Raw genomic sequence first — 25306 nt, 5'->3', positions numbered from 1 at the left:
GATTTTTTACTCTCCCAACTATACTTACAACTTCAATTTTTATTCTTTACGACTACAAAGTTTAGAAATTAATTCCGAAAAAAAAAGTATCATTTTGTTTGGAACTTTTGATTGTTCAATATCCTGTTTATTGTCAGGCAGTTAATTCCAACAATCTGAATATCTTCGTTTTAAAACTTCAGAATCTCAAAAAGCCTTTATTTAAGAGCATTCTTTACCCCCCCGCTTTTCGGGGGGACGGACTTCAAAAAAGACCTTTCGACCTTGTTATATTTCTCTATCTAAAGGTCTTAGAGAAGCCAACCTTCTGCATTTTATATTTTTTCGTTTAATTGGAATAATTCTAAATAAACGGTTTGTACAAGAATTCTTATGCTATCTTAAAATACAGAAAAATGCACATATCTTTTGGGGTTCTGCCTCAAATCGAGCAAAAGCTTGGAAGCATTGTCCGCCGTACAGTTCAGATTATCATAGAGGGCGCGGTCGTTCAACAGAAGCCCCATACTATTATCCTTAGAGTTCAGCTTACGCGTCATTTGCTCCACATTATCCAACGTTGCATTCACCGCACTCACGGTCGTTGCCAGATCCAGCTTCTTCAAATCGGTGCTGACATCGGCAAAGTTTCCGGTGATGACCTTCAGATCGCTCATAATGCCCGGCACATCCTTGCTCAACATCTGGTTGAGCTGGCGGGAAGAAACAGCCAGGCTATTGGTCGTTTTTTCTATATTGTTCAAGGACTGGGCCAATGCAGGATGGTTAACCAGCGTTTGCAAGCCCCCCAGAATCGAATCGATCTTCGGCAAGAGTAACTCTACCTGCGGGAGGATATTCTCCTGTACGGATTGCATCATGTCCGATTCCATCCGTCCCTCGATCACCGCACCGGGCTTCAGATAATCGTCTACATACTTGTTCAGATGGATATGCAATTCACCACCACCGAGGAAGCTGTTCACGATCGTAATATAGCTACCCTTATTAATCTTCATGTGATCTTCTAAGCTGATATCAATCGAAATCTTATCTACGGCATCATAGTCATAAATAATCTCACGCACCAATCCGACCTTAAAACCTTCTACAAATACAGGACTCGAAACCGTCACTCCCTTTACATTCGTACAAGCCACCACGTAATGGTTTGTCGGTTTAAACAGATTGATCCCTTTCAAGTAATTAATTCCTAAATATAGCAATGCCAGACTGACTATAGACACAAGTCCGATCTTTGCCTCTTTGGTGAATACCTTTTTCATTTCTTCTCTGTATATAATATAAATTCTGTTACTATTAATATTTCACTTTCTTTCCATCTTTAAAGGCGACAATAAAAGCGTCTTTAAAATCTTTCGCTACCTGCCGGCGCAACTTACGGATCGAATCGAAACTTGTTGTTTCGCCATACGTATACTTATAAATGCCTTTCTCGATAAAGCAATCGACGTTCTTATATCCTTTAAACAATTTAGAACCGGGAGAAAGTTTTTTATCCGAGGTAAGTATTTGTATTTTATAAACCGTTTGTCCCTTTTTAACCGGGTTTGCCTGCTTCACGGAGGTTACCGGCTTTGATGAACGGGCCTGATTGACGTCCCTGGCTTTGTTCTTTTGACGAATATACTCTTCACTTCCCGGAGGTGCCGAAATAACCTGGTTATCATCGGCCTCATCCGCCTCATCGGCCACTTCCAAAATGGGAGCGACACTTGCGTTTCCTGCCAACGCACCGCGCTTACGGTCATATTCCCACTTATATTTTGTAAAAGCATTATAAATAGCGGTTGCCAATTTATTTTGCCCTTCCTTCGTTTTCATAAAACGTTCTTCCACGGGATTCGAGATATATCCCAATTCCACAAGAATGCTCGGCATACTCGTTTTACGCAACACAAGAAAACCCGCCTGCCGCACTCCCCTGTTATTACGCTTGGCGGAAGTAAAACATTTCTGCACCTCCGAAGCGAGACTGATACTCTGCTCCATGTGCTTATTCTGCATAAATTCGAAAATAATATACGATTCGGAAGAGGTCGGATCGAAGCCTTCGTACTTTTGCAGATAATTATCTTCCAAAAGGATCGCCGAGTTCTCACGCATGGCCACTTCCAGATTTTCATCCGTACGGGCCAGACCTAACGTATAAGTCTCCGTCCCCGATACCGAACTTCCCCGCTTCACCGCATTCGTATGAATGGAGATAAACAGGTCAGCCTTATTCCGGTTGGCGATATTCGCCCGCTCGTCCAATTCGATAAAGACATCCGTTTTGCGCGTATAAATAACCTTCACATCATTGTGCTTTTCCGATATCAAGTTACCGAGCCTGAGAGCTACGGCCAGGTTAATAGCCTTTTCATTGATAGACGAACCACGCGCACCGGGGTCCTTTCCCCCATGCCCGGCGTCGATCACCACCGTAAACGTCTTTTCCTTTGCCTGCAACACAGGTAAAACAAAAAACAGAGCTATTACCAAATTGATATATAGAAAAGTACTTTTTGCCACTTTAAAAATTTCTTGCAAATTCGGGACAAATGTAATGCTTTTTGATGAGTTAAACTGGGCTGTTCTGAAATAAAAAAAGGGCAATTCGCAAGGAATCGCCCTTTTTGTTTATATATCCGGTATGGGATTACTCAGAAACTACTTCAAAAGGAATTTCTACCGATACTTCTTTGTGAAGTTTCAAGATAGCTTTGTAGCTACCGACTTCCTTAACAGATTCTTTGATATAGATAATCTTACGGTCTACATCGAAACCAGCTTTTGCCAATGCATCAGCTACCTGAATGTTCGTTACGGAACCGAAGATTGTACCTGTAGAGCTTGTCTTAGCACCGATTGTCAGGGCAACGCCTTCCAACTTAGCAGCCAAAGCCTGAGCATCTTCCTTGATCTTAGCCAACTTGTGAGCACGCTGTCTCAAGTTTTCAGCCAATACTTTCTTTGCAGATTCAGATGCGATAACTGCCTTACCCGTGGGGATTAGAAAGTTACGTCCGTAACCGTCTTTAACCGTTACGATATCGTCCTTGTAACCTAAATTGATTACGTCTTCTTTCAAAATAACTTGCATATTCTGTCTCCTCTCTTTTTATTATTTCATTAAATCGGTTACGTAAGGAAGCAACGCCAAGTGGCGAGCTCTTTTAACAGCCTGAGCTATACGACGCTGAAACTTCAAAGAAGTACCTGTGATGCGACGCGGAAGGATCTTACCCTGCTCGTTCAGGAATTTCTTCAGGAATTCAGGATCTTTGTAATCGATATACTTGATACCGTTCTTTTTGAAACGGCAATATTTTTTCTTTTTAACGTCTACTGAAGGCGGAGTCAAATATCTGATTTCTGATTGAGTTGCTGCCATGATTAATTCTCCTTTACTGTTTCTTTAGATGATTTCAAACTTCTTCTCTTTGCTGCATATTCTGCTGCATATTTGTCCTGGCGGAAAGTCAGGAAGCGAATCACACGTTCGTCACGACGGAAGTTAACTTCCAGTGTAGCGATTGTTTCCGGATTTGCTTTGAATTCAACCAACTGGTAGAAGCCTGTTGTTTTCTTGTCGATAGGATAAGCTAATTTGCGCAAACCCCAATTTTCTTCGTTCACGATTTCAGCACCCTGCTCTTTCAGGATGTTCGTGAATTTTTCTACCGCTTCCTTCATCTGAGCGTCAGACAAAACGGGAGTCAAAATGAAAACGGTTTCGTAATTGTTCATAAAACACTGTTTTGTATTGTTATTACTAATATTTTTTGCGGTGCAAAGGTAGGGACTTTTTTTTATTCTCCAAACAAATCCCTATCTTTTTAATCGACTTCTGCTTGTAACAAGCATTTAGAGCATATCCGGACCTTATTTTTTCACATGCACATTGCGATAATTGTTCTTCAACTGGTTCGAATGGGGATTATGGCAATCCAGACAACTCATCCCCTCATACGCCCCAGTCGGTGTTTTATCATCTTCGGTTCCGACTTCACGGCGGTTATTGGGAGCATGACATTGCATACAGAGCCATGCATTCGGGTCATCCGAAACTTTCACGACAGAATCTTTATCAAACATCGTTGTCTGGTATAATTTATCAGAAGGCAAATGCCGTTTCTCCGAACGCATATACAGAGCAGTGGCAGGACGTCTCGTATTTGTCATAAAAGCAGCACGCTCTTCCTCATTCTTTACGACATACGATTTATTCTGCGGTTGTCCGGCATGTACCTGATGGCACGCCAGACAAGTCATAACCGGACGATCCGCCTGCGAAACATCTTTCATATGCCAGTCTTCAGCCTTACCTTCCAAGGACATGAGATCATGAATCGTCCCGTCATAATGCATACCATGACAACGGAAACAATCCCAGTAAGGCTTCTCCATCCGGTTATGCTTGACATCCATAAAAATGTCCTTATAGGTAGTCGAATGCGCCCCGGATTCCCAGGCCGCTTGCTCCGCCTGATGACATACGGCACAACGGGCAGCAACAGCCAACACCTGCTCTTCATTCAGGCTGACATCTTCATTCGTCTGTTTTCTGGTAAAATGGCTATATATCATGCCCGTCTTTTCAGCAAGCCCTTTTACGCCACCGCTCAAAGCAGTTCCATGACAATCCACACAACGTACATCCGAATGAGCTGAACTTTTCCATAACCGGCAAGCGGACGTCACTTCATGGCACTGGGCACAAGTCAGATCCGGGTCCAAAGAAGCATACACCTTATAACCTGCAAGACTCACGATTATTCCTCCTGCCACAACAAGACCTATCCAATAACGTGTTTTCATGCTTTACCTCCTTCCGTCCATTGTTTAACAATATGTTCACCTGTCCGAAACGCTAACGCCATAATGGTCAGCACCGGATTGAAGCCTCCGTTATTCACCAACACGCTACCATCCGCTATATACAGATTATCCAGATCGTGCACCCGGCAATACTTATCCACGACAGAAGTCGCCGGATCATTCCCCATACGGCAAGTACCGGCCTGATGCTGTCCACCGGTTTGTCCATGCCCACTTCCCTGTTTCCACACCAACTTCGCGCCGGCTTCCTTCAATATCTCTTCCGCCCTGGCAGAAAGAAACTCCACATGCTTCTGATCGATCGGATGACGCGCCCCGGATATGGCAACCACAGGAATCCCCCAAAAGTCTTTCACCGCATCATCGACCGTTACACGCATATCGAAGTTCGGGATTTCCTGAATAGGTCCCTGAAAACATTCAACACGGTAATAATTTTCTCGTTGATATTTTTTATGTTCCAATCCCCAACGAGGATATTTAGGGGGTCTGTTACTTGAAAAAGCATACGGCATCTGATAAAATTCATTTGCTAAAATCCCCCCTCCAACAATACCTTCATTATGATGGCTATAATCCATTATTGCAACAGTAGCCCCTGGTCCTTGTAAATCCATTATATCAAAATCAAATAAACCTTTGGCACCACAATAAGCATGTCCCTGCAAATTACGTCCAACCCAATCATTATTGTTACCAATACCATTCGGAAACTTTGCAGACTTTGAATTAAGCAAAAGCCGAGCTGTTTCAGTAGCAGAAGCGGCAACAATAATTATATCCGCCTCCATCATACACTCCTTGTTGTTCCCATCAAAATAGGAAACAGCAACAGCACGATGTTTATCATCCGTATGGATTTTAAAAACAAAACAGTTTGTCTTCACCTCGCAGTTTCCTGTTTGCATTGCGACCGGAATAACAGTGTTATGAGTTCCATTCTTTGCATTCACAGGACAAGCATATCCGCAACAGGTCCTATTTCGAATACAGGCAGCCCGTCCATTATACGCAACCGAGTTACGGAGCATAGGAATAGGAAATGGATGAAGCCCCATCCTTTTACAAGTTTCTGCAATTATCCGCCCATCTTTATTATATTCGAAAGCAGGCATCGGATAGGGTTCATAGCGATTCGGCGCAAACGGATTTTCCGACATATCCCCCGATACCCCGACTTCACGCTCCGCCTTACTATAATAAGGAGCCAACTCCTCATAAGTAATCGGCCAATCGGTCAAAGTCGAACCTTCCACTCCTCCATACTCGGACTTCATACGAAAATCTTCAGGCATAAAACGCCAAGCCATCGCACCATAAGAAACCGTACCCGAGCCGACACAAGCGGCAACATGATTATAACCTCCAGTCTGGGGCGTTACAATTTTCTTACTTCCGTCACGACCTATCACTACACGAGGATTTTTCTTCCAATCCGGCCCAAAAGCTGAACCTAAGTCCTGCACGCGCTGAGAAATCAATTCATCATTAATATGTTCATCATAAACAGGCCAATCTCCCCGTTCAAAAACAGTTACATGTATGCCGTTTACAGCCAATTCCTTTGCGACTACACCTCCACCGGCTCCGGCTCCGATTACGATAGCGCTCTTCTGTTTTTTACTCATATCTATTCTGCCCTATTAATAATGGATAATCCAACCTCATCATATGATAACTCACATAGTCTTTATTACCACCATGCCGGGGAGAACCGTAATACCCTTGCATCGTATTGCGCAAAACCATATCAAAAAATTTCCTCTGTGGAATATCTTTCCAATATATTTCAGGTAGTTCACTACGTTCCATTTGCTGTAACACAACATACTGCTGTTCCCAAGACAGATTCGCAAAAGTTTTACGATGTGTCTCCATACTATATTTTTCCAAAGCCGAAATACCATTCTTATAATCAGGTTTCAACTCAGGAAAACGTTGATAGAGTAATTTGTCTATAAAATTAACCACTCCTGCTTCTTTCGCTCCCCAATAGTCATCTGTTGGAATAAACTGCTCGCAAATAGCCCCTAAACATTCGCTTTCATCAATTGAGAAACAACGATACTGCTGCCTGCCTATTTCATTTTTACAAGCCGGCATCAACAGCAAACTGCCATACAAAGCAAAACACCTTTTTATAAAAGCCCGTCGGTCTACCATAGTATTAAATTTATTGTTTACATATAAGATTCGTCCTGTCAAATATATAAATTATTTCAACCGGATATAGCATTCCTAACTATTTTTAAATCAATCCGATAAAAAGCAGAGAAATCTTTGTATCCGGTTACGAAGGGAAGATATGCCCCAAAATGGCTTCTCTCCAGGTGCAATTTCTTTATAAGAAACTCTCTTTTGCAGGGGCAAAAACAGTTGTTTGCCTTTTTTCATTTCAACAACCAAATAGTTAGGCATATCCACTTTCATTCTTCTGATATCCGTATAACGAATTTTGGTTCCGTGGACAGTAAAACCCTTTTCCCTGAATACCAGTTTCAAACGGGGAAATTCGGGAAGGAAATGAGCTTCGTAAAGTTCCATATTGACGATAAAATCGTCTACAGATTGGTGATCTTCCATGATAAACAATAAAAAGGTTATTAAATAGAGAATACCTACAGGAACTGATTGAGGTGGTACTTATATAAATAAGAGAAAATCAGATTACACCCTTCATGGATAGAAACAAAAAGGCGCAGGAACTGAACTTTGCTACTGGTAGGCTTGCAACGGCCCCAAACTGACAAAGTCAGCCCTACGCCCCCTTTACTATATATGCAAAATATATCTTATATCATAAAAGACATAAGAATATAACCATATTACATGTAAAGGGTTTGTAGAACCTTCTTTATATTATCCAGTTTGTGGTGGTGTTGCAATTTACCAGCAGGATAAATATAAATAATTTCTACAATCACAGGTTGTTATCACTATAACATAACCTTTCCCAACGACAAAAATACAAAATAAAAAACAAATACTAAGTAATCCTACCTTTAAATTCTAATCCGTACAAAATACAAATTCAAAATATAGGTCTTAATCCTTCCCATTTAACATTCCACTTTCCATTTTTGGGAAATCCAGGATTAATAATATTACACCCATCCCATCCTGCACACATCATAGCAACAACAGATAATAACCCGCCATTACCTGGTAAATACAAAGGAAGCTCTTGTGTCTGATAATTATGTCCATTAGGCAAATATGTATTTTTGGATACATCCATTAATAATGCATCCATGGCCAGTTCAGGTTCATTCAAGCGCACAGCTGTCATCGCTATCAAAGGATAATCCCATCCCCATGTGTCTTTCCAGTCCCAATGCTCCATTACATGAATCAATGTATTACGCATTACCTCTTTATTCAAGAACGAGTTTTCAGGTAAAAAGCCATAAGCTGCCAATTGTGTTGGATGTCCCCCATCTTTCTCTAATACAGATTCTGCTTCTACATATACATTATCTACAATAGGCCAAGGAGCCATTTGTTCAGCCATTCTATCCCAATCAGAGTTCCGTTTCCGTCCCATCCTCTCTCTCCAATCATTCGCTTTCCTCAATCCCCAACTCCAATATGCCAACTCAAAAGTTGGATTAATATTTTTTCGAAACGTTCCACTGTTTCCTTCACGAGCTGAAATAATAGGAGGGCCTAATACATAACATTTCTTCACACTATCCCAATTGGCATAATCAAACATGAAATCAGCAGTTGCTTCAATCAATTTATTATACTTATTCATAAATTCCAAACTCTGATTCTCCCGATAAAGCAATTCGCAATAAAAAATCAAATGAGGCTGTTGCCAAACCAACAAAGGACCAACTTTTGATGGAGACTCTATACCATCCGGTCCTATCATTTTAGGCCAACGGACTCCTTTATAACCTTGCTGAACCGTGTATGACTTTGCAACATTATATATATTCTCATACCAGTCCAACGTTTTTTCCAAATAAACTGATCTATTCCATAATGCAAAATGGACAGAATGCCACCAATGCATTTCCAAATGGAACTTTCCATACCAACTATTGCATGTCAATCCTGTCTCCTGAGGTGGATATTTTTGACGAGATTGAATGGCTGTCAAATATTGAGATAAGACAATTCTCCGTTCCAATTCTTTCCACCGTAGATCTTTACTCTCAGACAAATCAACAGCTCCACCACTCATCCAAAAATTAGACCAAGCAATTCTATTCACATTCAATGTGGCATAAAAATCATCCAGAAAATCGGACCCCGGATCTTCTTGCAAGAAATCTATCAATAAGGTAAATTCATCTTCATTCGAATTTTTCAACAAAAAATCATGACTATCTACTTCTTGCAATGTAACCTTCGCTGATGTCTGTATACGGCAATAATACACAAAATCATTCACCTGATGCTTAATTACCCAAGATTGCTCACTGCTTCTTACAATCTCTGATAAATGAAGTTCATCATTTTCTAAAGAAGCTGGATCTTTACTAAATGTCGCACTCGGGAAAGGGAATCGAATCCGAACTCCCAATTCATTTGAAGAAAATAAATTGGACTTCAACTTATAAGCCAATCGATCCATATAAGGATGACAAAGCGTCGTCACCTTAACCATTTCGCCAGACATTTTGAATCGGCTATCCAGTAAACCTTCCCACAAATTTAATGTTTGAACAGTTTCCTCTAAGTCATCAAGAGACAATTTTCCTCCAATTTTTTCCAGCCCAACCAAAGCTAACCCCGTTTGATGAGGGTTAGCACGAAGGAATTCATACCCAGAAGAACTTTTCATCGGATAAGGAACACGCTTATCCGATGCTTGTAAAAAGTCAAATGTATCAAATAACTTATAATTATTTACATTAGGGAAACTATGCCATCCCCATTCAGACATAATCGACAGAGGAATACCTTGTTGATAAAACTCCGGAAAAGTCTGCATTCCTGTAACATCGACAGTACTACAAAAATGGCCATTTCCCACAGACAACGGAGATAAAGCCTCAGCCTTTGTCAATACTATATTATGTCGTAAAACAAGAGCCTTTCTATCTATTTTATTATTCCCAAATAGATTAAAAATACAAGAAATAATAAAAATAAAGATCACTGTTGTTTTTTTCATTATCAATCTTTTTAATTAGTATAACCTGGATTTTGTTCTAATACCGCATAAACGTTCGACTCTATTTCAGAAAATGGAATCGGCCACAAATTATGATAATCCTTTATTGATTTACCAGACAATGGATTATATTTTCTATTACGGTCTGCTAATTTCCCCATCCTACATAATGTGCACATACGCAATTCCTCAAATGACAATTCTCTCAATCGCTCATCCAACAAATAGTCAATATCAATTTCAGAAGATTTTGCTAACTCTGCATGCGCTCGAGCACGTACTACATTTATATCTGAGGTAGCATTCTCTATATCAGACTTTGCAAAATAAGCTTCAGCTCTCAACAAATAAGTTTCAGCCAAACGGAACACATAGGTTTCTCTATAAGAAGAAGTTGTATTATTTATAACAATATGCTCACCAAATTTGGTGAGTTTAGGATTCCCATTACTATCCTTTTCCCACAGTTCTTCCGGCACATCTCCTGTCACTTTCATGAAGAAAGGATACCACATTCGAATCGTATCTGTTTGAGAGACAAAGCCATCCGCAACAAACCACTTTCCAAATGCTGGTGAATTTTCATTATCAATCCTCATGTCGCGAACGATATTATACGAAGAATTTCTCAAATCTGTATCATCCGTCCACACTCCATGGGTCATATGATAAGTCGGCTGAGCCCAACCAATTCCTCGTCCTCCCTTTTCTGCTGTTAAGTGAAAAGCTGATGTTGTCACCTTCTTGCCTGTTTCATCCTCCACTGTGATATTTATGGCATTATAATAAGGTAAAATCATTCGAGGTCTTTCGTCACCAGCAGTAGATGCAAAATTTAAATAATCCCATTGAAGAGCCCATAAAGTTTCTTTATTATCGGAAGTACTTCTATTTTGATTACCGGTCTTATGTAAATCAGAGCAAACATCTCCGGGTTCATCTATTTTAGTTCCAAAACGTTCCGTCATCAATGCCATAGCCGGATGATTAATTACTAAAGAAAGAACAGATACAGCATCATCATATTCTTCCAAAGAAATAAGAATTTCGCCCAATAAATGTTGAGCTACTTGCTTTGAAACTTTACCATCCTTCACATTGTCAATATCCGCTAATAAAGAAATAGATTCTATTAAATCTGTTTTTGCTTGTTCATATATTTCAGTTCGTGTAGCTCTGACAAAATCTCTTCGAGGACTCGTAATCTCTTCCAAGATAAGAGGAACTCCTCCAAATAAATTTGCCAAAATTCGATATCCAAAAGCTCTAAAAAATAGAGCTTCTCCTCTTATTGCCGTTGTTTCACTATCCGACAATCCAGAGCTTTCTAAACGAGACAAAATCAAATTTGATTGATTGACGATTGCATAAGTATACCTCCAAAAGTTTAAAACTCCAGGTTCTGTTGGAATCATCGTTGCTTCATAATTATTTAATCTGGAGTTTGCATAATAATCAGCAGCACCAAAACACAAATCTGTTCCATACCAAAACATATATCTTTCATGAGCTGTTTGTTCATGAAATAAAAAACGGGTTTTATTATATAGGGTATTAACTGCACCCTGAAAATCTTGCAATGTCACCAATGAATTTTCAGGTGTATAAATAGAAAGAGGTTTCTCTTTAAGAAAATGACTTTCATCACATGATGAAGCAATCACAATAAACAGTATAAAACTAAATAAATATTTCATATCAAAATCATTTAAAAATCAAAATTAACACCAATTGAGTAAGTTCTTAACAGAGGATATCCACCTTGGATTCCCACACCAGTCTCAGGATCCATTCCATCCCATTTAGTAATAGTAAACAGATTCTTTCCACTAAGATAAATTTTAAAGTTATTTATACCTACCTTATTCAGGACTTTCTTTGGTATTCTATAAGAGAAAGTCAAATCCTGTAATCGGACAAAACTTCTTTGCGTATAAGGATGAAAAGAATAACCTACCGAAGGTGAAAAATATCCTAATTGCCTATATTTTGCATTTGGATTTTCAGGAGTCCAATAATCAAATTTAAAAATATTATTTTGATATGCAGCATCTGGTTCAGGAATAGCAGATCCTGAATTTGCCCAATAATAGTTTTTACCTCCCTGAATAGAATTAAGTAAAAATTTTAGTTCAAAATCTTTATATCTAAATGTATTCTGAATACTAAAACGATAAGAAGGATCCGAATAACCTAATATTTTACGATCATTAGCGGCGGTAATACTACCATCTTTATCTATATCCTCTATTTTATATGTTCCATACGTAAACCCATTGGGTATAATACCAGCATTATAATCTTCAATTTGCCACATTCCAATAGCATTGAAGTCATAACATACTCCATAAGGCTTATCTATAAAAATTTTGCTTGAGATCAGATCATCTTCTTTTCCATTCCCATCCGTATCGATTCCTAGAATACTTTTTACTTTATTTCTATTTAATGAAAAATTAAACGTAACATCCCAACTAAAATCTTCATTACTAATCGGAACCCCTGTTACTTTCAGTTCAGTACCCCAATTGGATAATTCTCCAATATTAGTTGCTATCGAATTGATATTATTATTCATATAGGGAATATTTACATTGTATAGCAAATCTTCCGTCTTAGACTTATAGAATTCTAAAAATCCAAATATTCTATTACCCAAAAATGAGAAATCACTTCCTATATTAAACGTTTTTGTTGTTTCCCATTTTAAATCATCATTTGCCATTGTATTTATAAAAGAGCCTTTTTCCGCAGGAGCACCATCTCCATACAAATAAGAGTCAACAAATTTCATTGTTGCCATTGTTTGGTAACGGGATAGTGTCCGGTTCCCATTCACACCATAAGAAAATCTCAATTTCAGATCATCGATCCAATCCTTTTTGTCTTTGATAAACTCTTCCTCACTAAGACGCCAAGCTACTGCTGCAGATGGAAAAACGGCAAATTTATTTGATGGACTAAATCCAGAAAAACCATCCCTTCTGATTGTCCCTGTAAAAGTATAACGATCCTTATACGTATACCCCAAACGAAACATTGTATATAAACTAGTTTCTTGCCATGCTGAAGATGCTATTTTTTGCAATGCTGCATCTGCCGCACCCAAATTATTGAAACCTAAGACATCATTACTGAAATTACTTCCAGAAGCTGATGTTGATTCATACACACGTTTTTCAGCACCATATACAAATGTCGCATTTACATCATGTTCATCAAAACTATGCTTATACGTAACAATATTATCGATTGTCCAACTATATTGACTATCATTTGCTTTCGATCCGCTTCCTGTCAGATCACTTCCCCAAGGATTAAATTGAAAATCCTTATTGTTTATCAGATTTTGCGAAAAGTTCAATCGATAATTCAGTCCTTTTACAAACGGAATATCAACATCTGCATAAAAGTTTCCCCATAAATTATATCTCTTATCAACGTTATCTTGCTGAAGATCCAATAAAGGATTCAGTGATGTCTTGTATACATAAACTATGTTTTCCCCATTTTCATCCGTAACCGGACTCAAAGGAGGCAACTGTCTTATTTTGTCGTAAGATAAATTCGTTCCTGAGTAATCACTAAACGTAAAAAATGTTTGAGCCCCGATCTTCAACCAATCTGTTACTTTTGTATCTAAATTCATACGAATATTATATCGCTGGTACTCATCTCCTTTCATCAAATTTTCCTGATCCGTATATCCGATTGAGAAGAAATAACTACTCAATTCGTTCTTCCCTCTTATACTCAAGTTCTGAGTATTAATATACGGGAGATTATTTGTACCCAAATCCCACCAATCTGTATTTCTTCCATTCAAAAAACCCTCGGTTTCCAGATTATCTTGAAAATATTTAGTCACATCCCAATCCGGATTTGGAGTAAGTAAATCTTTTCCCATTCTACTCTCTGAAATTTTAACATCTGCAATTTGTTGCAAATAACCTTCACGATCATTTAAATTTATTTTATTTGCAGATTGTTGAATAGAAAAAGAACCGTTATATTCAATGATAGGTTTACTCATTGCTTTTACGTTTTTTGATGTAATAAGCAACACGCCATTACTGGCTTGAGAACCATAAATAGCAGCAGAGCTTGCATCTTTCAAAATATCTATAGACTCAATATCATTCATATTCAAATCTACCAAATTTCCTCTATAAATAATTCCATCTAAGACAATCAAAGGAGAGTTTGCACCAGAAATAGATGTACGACCACGAATTGTCATTTCAGGATCTGTACCAGCTTGTGTCACTGTTCCTACATTCATCCCAGGAACTGTCCCTTGCAAAGCTGATGCAAAACTTACGTTCGGAGATTCTTTCAATACATCCAAATCTGCACGAACAACTGAGCCTGAAATATCTTTTTTTAACGCTGTACCATATCCGACAACAACAACTTCATCCAAAGTCTCGGCATCTTCTTTAAGTACAACATTATATAAAAGACGATTATCAATTTTAATTTCTTGTGATTTATAACCTATGTAAGAAAAGACTAATGTTGCGTTAGACGCAACATTGAGGGAGAAACTCCCTTCTAAATCAGATATAACCCCATTAGTCGTTCCCTTCTCTACAACGTTTACTCCTATAATAGGTTCACCATTTTGATCTACGATTTTTCCCGATATATTCTTATCTTGTTGTTGGACTAGCAACATATTCTCATCCTTTCGAGTAAGAATAATATTCACTCCCTCTATAGTGAAAGTTAGCTCTGTATTTTTTAATATTTCATTTAGAACATCCTGAACTAACTTATCTGATGCAGATATTGATACTTTTTGTTTCAAATTAACATCCCGGTTTGAAATAAACAAATAATCTGTCTGATTTTCAATTTCATTTAGTATATCCTCCAATTGTACTTGATTTTTATTCAAACTAACCTTCGCATTTTGAGAATTTGCCTGACCGGCCAAAGCGAAACATGAACATAATAGTAAAGAACAGGTAATCAATTTCATAACTCTACATATTTGATTCCTTCCCGAATTTTTTTTTATAAAAGACTCAGGTAAAAAATAATTTTTCATATCTTTGTTTGTGATTTTAAATTAATAAGTATATTAAAAATGTACTGCAGAGCCGGTGGTTGTTGGAGCAACTGCCGGTTCTTTTTTTACGTGTTTCTCATGTGTCCTTCCTCATAGGCAAATTGATTTTATCAGTTAATATATATGATGTTTTTCTCTTCATCCCGCTTATATTTGAAAGGGAAGTCATTTTGCAGAACGCGCAAAGCATGATCCACACCATCGGATATCCGCAGCTTTCCGCGATAGCCCAAATCTTTTACAGCTTTGTTGTTGACTATGATCCGCACATCATAGAACTTTTCGAACAGTGCCATAATCGCATTAAAAGACTTGTCTTCGATATAGATCAGACCGTCTTTCCAGCGGTAGCTGTTCAAATCCGTTGTCCGTACGACCTGTAATGTTCCCCCTATTAACTCCGCCGTTTGTCCCGGAGAGAGATAAACGGCTTTCGGATTCTTCGTATTATATAGCTTGACTTTACCTTCATAGAGCATTGTCCGAAAATCAGATTTATCCTTATAGGCCTCTACGTTAAAAGTAGTTCCCAATACCTCCACATCATATTTATTCGTTTGGACGATAAAAGGCTTTTTATCTTTCGCCACTTCGAAATAACCTTCGCCATCCAATTGTATTTCACGGCGCGTTTTGGAAAACACCATCGGGTAACGGAGAGATGTGTTAGCATTCAGCCAGACATTCGTGCCGTCCGGTAGTTGGATATTGGTACGGTTGCCCGCCGGGACATATACACACTGGAAGGTCTGCGCCAATTGAGCCGTCCGGTAATTATCGTACCAATAAAAACTTCCCAGCAAAAGCAAAACCGAAGCTGCGACCTTTAAAGACCAATTCAATGCAGGATGTAGCCGGTAACGCTTACCGGAAGCAATTTTAGTGGAAGGCTCAACCGCAGCTTCGTCTACCAAAATGGAAGCATCAAAACGAATCCGCTCCCGGATAAAACGCCGGCGGTTGTCTTCGTTGCTTTCAATCCACTGCCGTATTGCCTCCTTTTCTTCTTCCGAAGCCTGCTTCAGAAAGTAACGAATAAGTATATGTTGATCTATTTGCATCGTTTCTCTTTTTCCTGTTTCTATAAGTAGAGCAACTCATCAAAGAAAAATCCCAACCGTAATAGAACTTTTTTGCTTACTGGCAACTATTTTTCAAAACAATGACGCAAGTTCCACAAGACAACACGTTGTATTTCAAAGCCGATGCAAGTGTAATTTGTTTTCGACGTTGTCGTGTATATATACGACAATGCCGAGAATATGCACGACAACGCCGTATATATTCTCGACAACGTCGAAAACAGATTACACTTGCATTAAACAGACGAAACACAATGGCAAAAGGCTTCTTTGTTCACGGGAAACGGCACAAGGAATGACGACCGGCACTACGGCCACATGAGGAAAGTCCGGATATGCCTAATTCAAGAATAACAGTATCAGGGGAATATAGTCTTTCAGTTTCAAGCGGAGATGATCATTGGCCTTATTGATATGATAATCTACTTTTTGTTGGGAAACACCTAAGGCTTGTGCTATTTCTTTCCTTGATTTATAATCCAGACGGTTCAACACAAATATATTACGGGTCTGTTCCGGCAGCTCGGATAAAGACTCCATGACGATTTTCATTATGTCTTTGGAAAAGATCGTGCTGTAGCTTTCGTCTTCTAACGTCTGGATGCGCGTCACGATTTCCCAGTCACGCAACTCCGTGCGGTTCTTGCTGTATTCGATTTCCACCTGGATATGCTTCAGGTAGTTCAGGCATTTGTTCTTGACGGATTGTAATATATAGCCTAAGACGTCCGTATCGGCTGGCAGCTTTTGTTTATTTTCCCAATAGTACAGCAAGGCATCGTGCGTCATATCTTCGGCGGTCGGCAAATCATTGACATAATAAAAGGCATATCTTACAAAACGCTGGTAGTACGCATTGTAAAAGACGCCAAAATTCATTTCCGAATTAATCTCCAAAGGGTTTATTATGTCTCTCCGATTCTCCAAGTGCAAGTGCATGTGTTGTTAACATTGCAAAAATAACTTCTACAAACGACATTACCCAAATTCCGCCGGACTAATTTCGCCTGTTAACAACAAATGCACCGATTCCGGTATAGGCCGGAAACCGGGTACTCCCTTTTTACGACTACCGTTTCAACCAGCGGTTTAAATGGTTACGGGGAGTGACCAATACGAATTTATAAAAATCCGATTCAGGAAGAGCCGTCAAATCGACCCGATATTTCCGGGTAGAGGCAGGTACGGCAGCCACCTTTATCCATTCGTCCGGCTGACCGGTTTTGAAGGTGTTGCCGCACGCGGCATAAATCGTCACCCCGGCCTTTTCAGAAAGGCAATCCCAGGACAGTTCGACCGATTGATCGTACGGGGAAGTTTGTAATCCGCAAATATCGACATCCCCGATAAAAGGCATGCCATCCTGTTCCCATAAAACATCTTGCGGGACCTGGAATCCCATAAAGCGACAAATAGAAGGAGTGATATCCGTAATGGCGAGCCGCCCGCTATTAAAATAGTCGTTCACGGGGAGATTCGTAGAAATCCAGGTGGTCCGTTCGCGCAAAGATTGGCCGCCATGTCCGTATCCGCTTTCCGTACGGCCGTGGTCAGTGGTTATCACGACCATCCATTCTTCGTCGAAATTGGCTTCCCTGTATTTCACGGCTTCCCATATACGGGCGACCTGTGCATCCGCCTTTCTTACATATTCGTCGAAGTAAGCGCCATTTCCTGCCAGATGCCCGGCGTCGTCGGTGTACCACAGATACACCCAACTCAAATCCGGTGCATCTTCCCGGATGCTTTTGGATGCTTCGAGCGATACTTTCTCGTCATAATCAAAAACATGCAAGTCCTTCTCCTTATGCGGGAAACGGATGGTGTCCAGATCATAGCCGTCCTTTACGATATCTATCTTCAGGTGGTTCGTTTCTTCTTTTCCTTCTCCCAGCAATACCGTACGGTTGTCCGTCCAGCTTGAATAGATAGCTGTTTTGCAAGGTTGCGGCTGTTCTTTGGCTATGCGGAACACAGTCCAGTAATTGTAGTTCGGCTTCAGGTTCGAATTGCCTCCCACGTTATGTTTGTTAAACCAAGTCGAAGTCAGCAGGTTGGTATATCCGATAGCGGAAATGGTCGGGGTTTGGGAATATCCGCCTATCTCACCTCCCGTATAGGCCCGGCCATAAGCTCCTTTCGAAGCGATATCAAAGATAGCCGGAGTATGCAAACGCTCGATCTGATCCGCAGGTACTCCATCCACTATGACAAATACCGCTTTGCGGTTCTTTGCTGCCAAATGGATGCAGCAAAAACAAAATAAAAAAAAGTAACACAATGTTTTCATGATGATTATATATTATAAGATATAGACTTCTTCTTCCAGCATCTTTTCCGCCTCCCGCTTCATCTCTTCCGGGACGGGAGTGACAGCACCTTCGCTGATTTCACGGATAAAAGCGGGATATTCTCTTTTATAGACATCAAACATATAGTTTGCAAACACGAACATCACGGTAAAGCGGAGGTTTGCCAACCGGTCGCACATCTTGACGAAGGAGGCAAACCTCGTTTCGCGTATACCTTTATAATAAATGGCATCCGCACGCTCGTCGCGGTTACGGCCTTTTTCGTTCGTAAGGGCATAGACGATTTCCGGGACCTGGCTTTCGAGCTCTTTCACGCATACGTCCGGCAAGGTAATCCCTTCCGGCCTGAAATTGCGGATAAACTTCACAACGTCGTTATAGGTCATACGGGCATCTTCTATCGTATCGTGCAGATAAGCGGACGCGTACAAGACGAGTACATCCGCTTCCGTCTGCGCCACCAGATGACCGTAACGGGAGACATACGATGCTGTCATTTTCAGATGAAAACCATAGGGTAGAAACTCTCCATAACGTTGATTCACCTGGTCGTGAATAGCAAAAGCCGCCTTTTCCATCGCATGGATCCATTGGCGATAGGTTTGTACGATACTTACAAAATCCTTTTGTTCCATTGTTTATCTGTTTAGTTCCGACAAGGCCGTTCGCAAAGATAAGGATAGGGAATGAATCACACAGGAAAAATAACACTAAAAGTAGAACCTTCTCCCTGTTTGGAACAAACTTCCATACGACCGCCGAGCTTCGTTACCAAGGCTTTGGAAATGGCCAATCCCAAACCGACACCGGTTGTCCATTCCGTCAGCTTGACAAAACGGTCGAACACATGCTCCAGCTGATCTTCCGGTATTCCTTCGCCCGTATCTGCTACATAAAAACAGATCTCGCCAGCCGCCACCTTATAACCGAAACGGATATAACCTTCGTGAGTATGCTTGATGGCGTTGTTCAATAAATTCGCCAATACTTGTGTCAGCCTGTTTCGGTCCGTGCGAAGTGTAAAACGAGGGCAATCGTCCAACTGCAGTTCTACGTTTTCAGGTATCCGTAATGACATAATGCTATAAAGGTCTTTCATCAATGCCTGTAAATCCTGATCCGTCAATACGAACGTAAGCGTGTTCGATTCTATTTTCGAAATATCCAGAACGTCCTCTATCAAACGCTGCAACAATTCGTTATTGTTTTGGATGATCTTGGCAAATACCCGGCGTGTTTCTATGTCACCTTCCTCGGCTATTACCTGCGAAAAACCGACTATCGCATTTAAGGGCGTACGTATCTCATGGTTCATATTGGCAAGAAAAGCCGATTTCAAATGGTCTGCCTCTTCAGCTTTTTCTTTTGCTATTTTCAAACGGGCACTGTAGCGATGACGGGAATATGCCAGGAAACCCAATGCCCCACAGAGCAGAAGCAAGACAATAGCTCCTCCACCGAACACCCAGGACCGTGCGCGGGATTTTTCGGCATCCAACTCCAGTTCCTTACTTTGCAATTTCAATTTATCGACTTCACGCTGCGTTCTTAATTTGGCAAGGTCTTCATAATATTGTGCTTGGATAATCGAATCATGTACGGCTTTCGAATCTCTGTAAGCTTTGGCCGACTCCATCCCTCTCCCCATTTTGTAGTAGATATCGGCTTTGATATCTTCCACAGTAGTCCAATCATTAAAACGCTTATTGTTTAAAAGGATATGCTCCAGCTGTTCCACAATCGCTAAGGCTTTATCATAATCCCTGATCAGGTTATAATAACTCATCCAAAGGAATTGAGTCATGATCCTTTCCGTATTCATATTATATTGTTTCTCCAATTCGCCCAACTTCTTCAAATAAAAATGGACTTGCGAGGACTCTTTCTGTTCAACATAATACTGTGCGGAGTAGAGGTAAAAAGCATGTTTTAGAAAAGGCAACGAATGTTCTTCATCCAACTGTGTGATTCCTTCTTTTTCACAATTCCGGATGCAAGTATCGAGCTTGAAAAGGTATTCCTGTTTCGGTTTTTCATTTAACAACAGACGTAACAGATAGAACCGGCGAATGCGGGAGACTCCCCGTTTTTCCATTCCTTGTAGGATTTCATCGCACAAGTCGGCACCTTCGTCTTTTAAACCGATATTGAAATAGAAGTTTGCTAAAGCCTGGTTGGCCATATCGACTCCTTCCGGGTAGTTATAGCGGACAGCCAGTTCCTTTAAACTTTCTACTTCCCCGAGTACCTGGTCATGGGTGCCTCCCAAGACCAAGGTATAGATGTTCCAACCTTTCACACGGCATAAATCTTCTATCCGATTAGTGGCAAGATAAATAGGTTCAGCTTGTTTCAAGTAAAAACGCAGGCTGTCCGGGTTTTTGGAATAGTAATAACGCATGATCGATAATAAGGCATTCCCTTTGTATAAATCATTCTTTTGCCTCTGCGCCTCTTCCAATAGCATATCCGCATAGGTTTTAAACACAAAATTTCGATTATTCTGATAAAGTAATTCATTTAGCCTTATCAATTTACTACTATCCGGCAAGTTTTTCAGTTCTTGCCGCAAACTATCAAGGTTATTTGCAACTGCCTCGCTTACAACGGATACCTGTGTAAGGAGAAAACATATAATAAGTAATGTATTTTTCATTCTAAACTCCGAGTATCAAACTCTCTGTGTTTTGCTTTGCAAGTTAGGAATAAGAAACAAATGTTACAACAAATAACCCAAGATATATAAAAGAAGATTGTATTTTTGTGCTTATTACCTGCAACAAACACCAGGATGAACACGTTATAGTAAAGAAATAAAAACGGATATGGCACGGAAACTATATTTTACAATCTTGTCACTGCTTTTCGTCTCTGTAATTTATGCCCAATACGTTCCGGACGTGCTGGGCGATAATTATCTGCGCCGGACGATTCAGATGCCGGACGATTACGAGGGGAAAGTTGTCTGCACACTTGTCAAGAAACCGCAATTGCCTGACACCAAACAGGCAATCCTGTATATACATGGCTACAACGACTATTTTTTTCAGAAGCAACTGGGAGATAGTGTGAATGCTCACGGTTATAACTTTTATGCGATGGACCTCCGCAAGTACGGGCGTTCGATCCTTCCGAACCAGAATCCTTTCTTTTGCAAAAGCCTGAAGGAATATTTCGCGGATCTCGATACGGCCTTGGCTATCATCAGAGAAGAAGGAAACGACAAAATACTGCTGATGGCGCATTCGACAGGAGGGCTGATCACGCCTTACTATCTGAACAGCAAAAAAGGCAAACTTCCCGTCGACGGATTGATGTTGAATAGTCCTTTCTTAGACTGGAATTTCGGATGGATGATGGAAAAGATCGTAATCCCGGTAGTTTCATGCATAGGGAAACTATTCCCGAACCTGACCGTACAGGGATACGGGGATGCTTCGTACGCCCACAGCCTGCTCAAACAGTTCAAAGGAGAATGGGAATATAATACGGATTGGAAGATGATTAACGGCCATCCGAAAAAAGCCGGATGGATAAACGCCATACAGGAGGCGCAGAAAACTGTGCAGAAAGGGATCAGCCTGGACTGCCCGGTATTGGTGATGTCGTCTAACAAGTCGTTTCCTGAAACAAAGGAATGGAACAACGAATATCTGTCTTCCGACATTGTGCTGGACGTACACGATATTCAAAAATACGGACAGAAATTAGGTAATTATGTCACGCGCGATACGATACAGAACGGGATTCATGACCTGATACTTTCTGAAAAAGACTCGCGCGACCATGTATATCGCACAGTATTCGACTGGTTACCGGGGAAATAAGAATCGATTATTCTGATATTTGTATTTTCAGAATGCTTATACTTCTTTTTGAAATGAGATATCGGGCGGTAAATTTTAATCCTTACCTTTGTCCGGTTAAAATAAATATGGAATGAAAGCCTTACAGACAATCATTGCAGTTGCTACTCTTTTCTATGCTGCAGATACTTTTGCACAGACGGAGGAGGTGGAAGATGCAACCTCATATAAAGCCGAAGCTTTCGGATCGGTTAGCAGCGGATCGACAACACCATTCTGGATGGTGAGTAACCGGTACGGGATAGTTCCTCTGGATGCCAATAATGGTTATCTCAACGCAGGAGTTTTTCATCAACAACATTTGGGAAAAGGATTCCGATGGAGCGCAGGGTTGGACCTTGTTGCTGCCGTACCTCGTTATCATAATGTGTTTATTCAGCAGGTATATGCCGAGTTAGGATATAAAAGCCTTCTTCTGAGTGTGGGTAGCAAAGAAAACCGGCATTCGCTTTGGGACCATTCCCTTAGTTCCGGCGACATGGCTCTCTCTCCCAATGCACGCCCGATTCCGGAAATTAACCTGAGTATGCCGGAGTTTACCGTCGTCCCGCTCACAAAGGGTTGGATGCAGGTGAAGGGAGATTTTGCGGTAGGCAAGTCTTTCGACAGCGGATATCTGGAAGATTTCTCCAATGGTAAACAGACGTATGTGAAAGATGCCCTCTGGCATCATAAATCTTTTTATGTCCGCATCAAGGATACACAAAAGGATTTTCCGCTTTCCGGTATTATCGGTGTACAGCATTGGGCGCAGTGGGGCGGTACATCCAGCAATCCGAAAATCGGCGTACAACCTCATTCGCTGAAAGATTTTATCCGCGTGGTTTGTGGTAGCGAAGGCGGAGACAATGCGACATTGTCGGACCAGATCAATGTGTTGGGCAATCATTTCGGTTCGTATGACTTCAAACTCGAATACACGATGCCTAACTGGAAACTGGCGGCTTATCTTCAGCATTATTTCGAAGATAAATCGGGAATGATATTCGGGAACGGGACGGATGGGCTTTGGGGGGTACAATTGGACCTCCCGCGTTTTCCCTGGCTGCGGAAGGTTGTAACGGAATATCTGGTTACCCGCAATCAGAGTGGGCCGTTCCATTTTATTATCTTCGATCATGATAAATATCAAGGTCCGGGTGGTGGCGGAGATGATTATTATAATAATGGGGAGTATAAAACCGGGGCTTCTTATTTCGGACATGGAATCGGTTCGCCTCTTCTGACCTCTCCCCAATATAATACGAACGGGGATGTGGATTTCAAGAATACGCGTGTCCGTGCCTGGCATCTGGCATTTGAAGGAGATCTGTCGCCAATGGTTTCTTATCGTCTAAAATACACGCTCATGAATAGTTGGGGGACACCCTACGCTCCGTTCAGGAATAACAAAAGGAGCAACTCCGGACAGGTAGAAGTCAAATATCGCCACCCCAGCCTGCAAGGTTGGGAATTTACAGGGGCGGTAGCGGCAGATGCCGGTTCGCTCTATGGCGATAACGTCGGTTTCAGTTTGAGTGTCTGCAAACGCGGCATCTTAAAATCCTGGAAATAGATTATTTATACTGGTCCCATAAAGCGGATGCGATGATGCCCTGTGTTCTGTCGGCCATCTGTTGCAATCCTTTATGTGAAGCATCTATTCCATTCGTCGGAATAGGCGGATGAATAACCATTTCCATCTTATGACGGTGTATATTCAACGAACCGATCGGCAATACATCAAAAGGTCCGTTCAATGTGATCGGCACAATCGGCAAATGTTGGTCGGCAGCCATCTGGTATGCGCCCTTCTTGAAGCGGATCATCTTTCCGTCATATGTGCGTGAGCCTTCAGGGAATACCACCACCGACGCACCGTTCTTCAAGCTGCGTTCAGCATCCTGCACGCTACGGGCCGCTGCTTTCGGTGTCGAATTATCGACAAATATAAAACCGGCTGCCCGGCAAGCCGCTCCCACAAAAGGAATCTTGGCAATACCGGCTTTCATTACCCATTTGATCGGAACTCCTAAAAAACCATATATAAGAAATATATCAAAAGCTCCCTGGTGATTGGCGACAAAGACATACGATTTCTTCCGGTCTATATTCTCCCGGCCTTTCACTTTCACCGGGCAAAGGGCCAAATGGCAGGTCAGCCACGACCAGATCATTCCCGGATAATAAGCAAATATTCTTTCCCCGCCTAATAGGCAACCAACAATAACCGTAAGAGCTGTAAGAATGGTCAATAGCACAAAAACAGGAACCACAAACAGCCATAAATAAAATATATAAAGTATTCGTAGCATATATAACTGTATTATTTCACAAATATAAAAGCTAAATTCAATGGTTTCATCATTTTTGTCCCAAAATATTTTTGCAATCGGGTTATTATTGCTTTATTTGCGGTAGAAAAATAATAATATATAAACATATCTATCACCATGAACGAATTATTGAAGAATCTGGGGGTAATCGTACTCCTTATCGGTGTTATCATTTTAGCTGTACCAGCAATTAGCGGGGGAATGAACAATACAATCCTGCTTGCCGGTTTAGGATTCATTATCCTGGGTTATATCGGTCATATCGTTATAAACAAGAGACTCGAATAATCACACACACTTACAAATAAAAAAGGCCCCTCCATTCAGAGCGGCCTTTTTTATTTTCTATCCGGGAATCAGGCTTCCCCTTTTACACCTCCGATGGGAGGAACAAAATCTTCGAACTTAGCCGTCTTACCATTGACCTGTTCTTCAAACTTCGCGAGATTATCCTGCAAAGCAAACAAAAGACGTTTGGCATTGTCCGGAGTCAAAATAACACGGCTTTTCACCTGTGCTTTCGGTGCCCCCGGCACAACACGGATAAAATCCAAAATAAACTCGGATGAAGAATGTGATATAATTGCCAGATTTGCATACGTTCCCTGAGCCATCTCTTCTGACAGCTCTACCTGAATCTCATTTGTCGGTTTGTTGTTTTCCATATTTCTATATTTGATTATAAATATTCTAACACAAATATAC

General features: G+C 40.7%; 22 protein-coding genes. 3 read left to right on the top strand and 19 right to left on the bottom strand.

Annotation, left to right across the window (positions count from 1 at the left end; translation table 11 throughout):
• Nucleotides 1–380 precede the first annotated feature (380 nt).
• The 17 genes from ACPYIV_RS20735 to ACPYIV_RS20655 form a co-directional block, all read right to left on the bottom strand.
• Entirely contained in the window at nucleotides 381–1265 is an 885-nt protein-coding gene (locus ACPYIV_RS20735; RefSeq protein WP_425884901.1) for an MlaD family protein, read from the bottom strand.
• A 34-nt stretch (nucleotides 1266–1299) separates the two neighbouring features.
• Complete coding sequence (locus tag ACPYIV_RS20730; RefSeq protein ID WP_293732062.1) at nucleotides 1300–2514, bottom strand: N-acetylmuramoyl-L-alanine amidase family protein; 1215 nt, start codon at nucleotides 2512–2514, stop codon at nucleotides 1300–1302.
• Between the two features lie 127 nt (nucleotides 2515–2641).
• Entirely contained in the window at nucleotides 2642–3085 is a 444-nt protein-coding gene (gene rplI, locus ACPYIV_RS20725; protein ID WP_293732063.1) for a 50S ribosomal protein L9, read from the bottom strand.
• A gap of 21 nt (nucleotides 3086–3106) precedes the next feature.
• Nucleotides 3107–3376 carry a 30S ribosomal protein S18 gene (rpsR, locus tag ACPYIV_RS20720; RefSeq protein ID WP_007654155.1) on the bottom strand — a complete coding sequence of 90 codons (270 nt, stop codon included), beginning with the start codon at nucleotides 3374–3376 and terminating at the stop codon, nucleotides 3107–3109.
• A 2-nt stretch (nucleotides 3377–3378) separates the two neighbouring features.
• Nucleotides 3379–3732: a 30S ribosomal protein S6 gene (gene rpsF / locus ACPYIV_RS20715; RefSeq protein WP_008152411.1), complete on the bottom strand. Its 354-nt coding sequence runs from the start codon at nucleotides 3730–3732 to the stop codon at nucleotides 3379–3381.
• Between the two features lie 135 nt (nucleotides 3733–3867).
• Nucleotides 3868–4803, bottom strand: a complete 936-nt coding sequence (locus ACPYIV_RS20710; RefSeq protein ID WP_425884897.1) for a multiheme c-type cytochrome — start codon at nucleotides 4801–4803, stop codon at nucleotides 3868–3870.
• Nucleotides 4800–6452: a GMC family oxidoreductase gene (locus ACPYIV_RS20705; protein WP_301704743.1), complete on the bottom strand. Its 1653-nt coding sequence runs from the start codon at nucleotides 6450–6452 to the stop codon at nucleotides 4800–4802. Before ACPYIV_RS20705 ends, ACPYIV_RS20710 begins: the two co-directional genes overlap by 4 nt.
• Nucleotides 6445–7029, bottom strand: coding sequence for a gluconate 2-dehydrogenase subunit 3 family protein (locus ACPYIV_RS20700; protein WP_425884894.1), 585 nt, complete (start codon nucleotides 7027–7029; stop codon nucleotides 6445–6447). The genes ACPYIV_RS20705 and ACPYIV_RS20700 overlap by 8 nt, the downstream gene beginning before the upstream one ends.
• Nucleotides 7030–7077: 48 nt before the next feature.
• Nucleotides 7078–7407, bottom strand: a complete 330-nt coding sequence (locus ACPYIV_RS20695) for a DUF986 family protein (RefSeq protein WP_301704745.1) — start codon at nucleotides 7405–7407, stop codon at nucleotides 7078–7080.
• Nucleotides 7408–7855: 448 nt separating this feature from the next.
• Nucleotides 7856–9952 carry a hypothetical protein gene (locus ACPYIV_RS20690; protein WP_425884892.1) on the bottom strand — a complete coding sequence of 699 codons (2097 nt, stop codon included), beginning with the start codon at nucleotides 9950–9952 and terminating at the stop codon, nucleotides 7856–7858.
• An 11-nt stretch (nucleotides 9953–9963) separates the two neighbouring features.
• Complete coding sequence (locus tag ACPYIV_RS20685) at nucleotides 9964–11649, bottom strand: RagB/SusD family nutrient uptake outer membrane protein (protein ID WP_301704747.1); 1686 nt, start codon at nucleotides 11647–11649, stop codon at nucleotides 9964–9966.
• Nucleotides 11650–11660: 11 nt separating this feature from the next.
• Nucleotides 11661–14936 (bottom strand): TonB-dependent receptor, encoded by a 3276-nt coding sequence (locus ACPYIV_RS20680; RefSeq protein ID WP_425884890.1) that lies wholly within the window; start codon nucleotides 14934–14936, stop codon nucleotides 11661–11663.
• Nucleotides 14937–15136: 200 nt separating this feature from the next.
• Complete coding sequence (locus ACPYIV_RS20675; protein ID WP_293732070.1) at nucleotides 15137–16087, bottom strand: FecR family protein; 951 nt, start codon at nucleotides 16085–16087, stop codon at nucleotides 15137–15139.
• Nucleotides 16088–16447: 360 nt separating this feature from the next.
• The gene (locus tag ACPYIV_RS20670; RefSeq protein ID WP_301704794.1) at nucleotides 16448–17005 is read right to left on the bottom strand and encodes an RNA polymerase sigma-70 factor; all 558 of its coding nucleotides are present in this window, start codon (nucleotides 17003–17005) and stop codon (nucleotides 16448–16450) included.
• A gap of 172 nt (nucleotides 17006–17177) precedes the next feature.
• A complete protein-coding gene (locus ACPYIV_RS20665) occupies nucleotides 17178–18398 on the bottom strand; it encodes an alkaline phosphatase family protein (protein ID WP_293739692.1) in 1221 nt (406 codons plus the stop codon).
• Between the two features lie 12 nt (nucleotides 18399–18410).
• Nucleotides 18411–19055: an HD domain-containing protein gene (locus ACPYIV_RS20660; RefSeq protein WP_293739693.1), complete on the bottom strand. Its 645-nt coding sequence runs from the start codon at nucleotides 19053–19055 to the stop codon at nucleotides 18411–18413.
• 56 nt (nucleotides 19056–19111) lie between these two features.
• Nucleotides 19112–20908, bottom strand: a complete 1797-nt coding sequence (locus ACPYIV_RS20655) for a sensor histidine kinase (RefSeq protein WP_425884885.1) — start codon at nucleotides 20906–20908, stop codon at nucleotides 19112–19114.
• 337 nt (nucleotides 20909–21245) lie between these two features.
• On the opposite strand from ACPYIV_RS20655, the gene ACPYIV_RS20650 reads away from it, so the two are divergent.
• Together ACPYIV_RS20650 and ACPYIV_RS20645 are read left to right on the top strand one after the other, a co-directional pair.
• Nucleotides 21246–22247: an alpha/beta hydrolase gene (locus ACPYIV_RS20650; protein WP_293739695.1), complete on the top strand. Its 1002-nt coding sequence runs from the start codon at nucleotides 21246–21248 to the stop codon at nucleotides 22245–22247.
• Between the two features lie 112 nt (nucleotides 22248–22359).
• Complete coding sequence (locus ACPYIV_RS20645) at nucleotides 22360–23841, top strand: capsule assembly Wzi family protein (RefSeq protein WP_425884882.1); 1482 nt, start codon at nucleotides 22360–22362, stop codon at nucleotides 23839–23841.
• Between the two features lies 1 nt (nucleotide 23842).
• Here the strand turns inward: ACPYIV_RS20645 and ACPYIV_RS20640 are convergent, their stop codons facing one another.
• Nucleotides 23843–24580 carry a lysophospholipid acyltransferase family protein gene (locus ACPYIV_RS20640; protein WP_425884880.1) on the bottom strand — a complete coding sequence of 246 codons (738 nt, stop codon included), beginning with the start codon at nucleotides 24578–24580 and terminating at the stop codon, nucleotides 23843–23845.
• A gap of 138 nt (nucleotides 24581–24718) precedes the next feature.
• On the opposite strand from ACPYIV_RS20640, the gene ACPYIV_RS20635 reads away from it, so the two are divergent.
• Nucleotides 24719–24889 carry a hypothetical protein gene (locus ACPYIV_RS20635; protein ID WP_293732078.1) on the top strand — a complete coding sequence of 57 codons (171 nt, stop codon included), beginning with the start codon at nucleotides 24719–24721 and terminating at the stop codon, nucleotides 24887–24889.
• Nucleotides 24890–24957: 68 nt separating this feature from the next.
• Here ACPYIV_RS20635 and ACPYIV_RS20630 read toward each other — a convergent pair whose 3' ends face one another.
• Nucleotides 24958–25266 carry a DUF3467 domain-containing protein gene (locus ACPYIV_RS20630; protein ID WP_293732079.1) on the bottom strand — a complete coding sequence of 103 codons (309 nt, stop codon included), beginning with the start codon at nucleotides 25264–25266 and terminating at the stop codon, nucleotides 24958–24960.
• Nucleotides 25267–25306 lie beyond the last annotated feature (40 nt).

The organism is Parabacteroides vesiculifaciens (genome assembly GCF_049860805.1).
In the GTDB taxonomy this organism is placed as follows: Bacteria; Bacteroidota; Bacteroidia; order Bacteroidales; family Tannerellaceae; genus Parabacteroides.
Note: the sequence above shows the minus strand (reverse complement) of the source record. Positions and strands in the feature narration are given on the sequence as shown.

Bases quoted from the DNA above. Each gene is read 5' to 3' on its own strand.
- ACPYIV_RS20675 (WP_293732070.1), bottom strand. From the start codon at position 16,087: ATGCAAATAGATCAACATATACTTATTCGTTACTTTCTGAAGCAGGCT.
- ACPYIV_RS20685 (WP_301704747.1), bottom strand. From the start codon at position 11,649: ATGAAATATTTATTTAGTTTTATACTGTTTATTGTGATTGCTTCATCA.
- ACPYIV_RS20665 (WP_293739692.1), bottom strand. From the start codon at position 18,398: ATGAAAACATTGTGTTACTTTTTTTTATTTTGTTTTTGCTGCATCCAT.
- ACPYIV_RS20635 (WP_293732078.1), top strand. From the start codon at position 24,719: ATGAACGAATTATTGAAGAATCTGGGGGTAATCGTACTCCTTATCGGT.
- ACPYIV_RS20695 (WP_301704745.1), bottom strand. From the start codon at position 7,407: ATGGAAGATCACCAATCTGTAGACGATTTTATCGTCAATATGGAACTT.
- ACPYIV_RS20680 (WP_425884890.1), bottom strand. From the start codon at position 14,936: ATGAAATTGATTACCTGTTCTTTACTATTATGTTCATGTTTCGCTTTG.
- ACPYIV_RS20710 (WP_425884897.1), bottom strand. From the start codon at position 4,803: ATGAAAACACGTTATTGGATAGGTCTTGTTGTGGCAGGAGGAATAATC.
- ACPYIV_RS20630 (WP_293732079.1), bottom strand. From the start codon at position 25,266: ATGGAAAACAACAAACCGACAAATGAGATTCAGGTAGAGCTGTCAGAA.
- rpsF (WP_008152411.1), bottom strand. From the start codon at position 3,732: ATGAACAATTACGAAACCGTTTTCATTTTGACTCCCGTTTTGTCTGAC.
- ACPYIV_RS20650 (WP_293739695.1), top strand. From the start codon at position 21,246: ATGGCACGGAAACTATATTTTACAATCTTGTCACTGCTTTTCGTCTCT.
- ACPYIV_RS20640 (WP_425884880.1), bottom strand. From the start codon at position 24,580: ATGCTACGAATACTTTATATATTTTATTTATGGCTGTTTGTGGTTCCT.
- ACPYIV_RS20735 (WP_425884901.1), bottom strand. From the start codon at position 1,265: ATGAAAAAGGTATTCACCAAAGAGGCAAAGATCGGACTTGTGTCTATA.
- ACPYIV_RS20705 (WP_301704743.1), bottom strand. From the start codon at position 6,452: ATGAGTAAAAAACAGAAGAGCGCTATCGTAATCGGAGCCGGAGCCGGT.
- ACPYIV_RS20660 (WP_293739693.1), bottom strand. From the start codon at position 19,055: ATGGAACAAAAGGATTTTGTAAGTATCGTACAAACCTATCGCCAATGG.
- ACPYIV_RS20645 (WP_425884882.1), top strand. From the start codon at position 22,360: ATGAAAGCCTTACAGACAATCATTGCAGTTGCTACTCTTTTCTATGCT.
- ACPYIV_RS20690 (WP_425884892.1), bottom strand. From the start codon at position 9,952: ATGAAAAAAACAACAGTGATCTTTATTTTTATTATTTCTTGTATTTTT.
- rpsR (WP_007654155.1), bottom strand. From the start codon at position 3,376: ATGGCAGCAACTCAATCAGAAATCAGATATTTGACTCCGCCTTCAGTA.
- rplI (WP_293732063.1), bottom strand. From the start codon at position 3,085: ATGCAAGTTATTTTGAAAGAAGACGTAATCAATTTAGGTTACAAGGAC.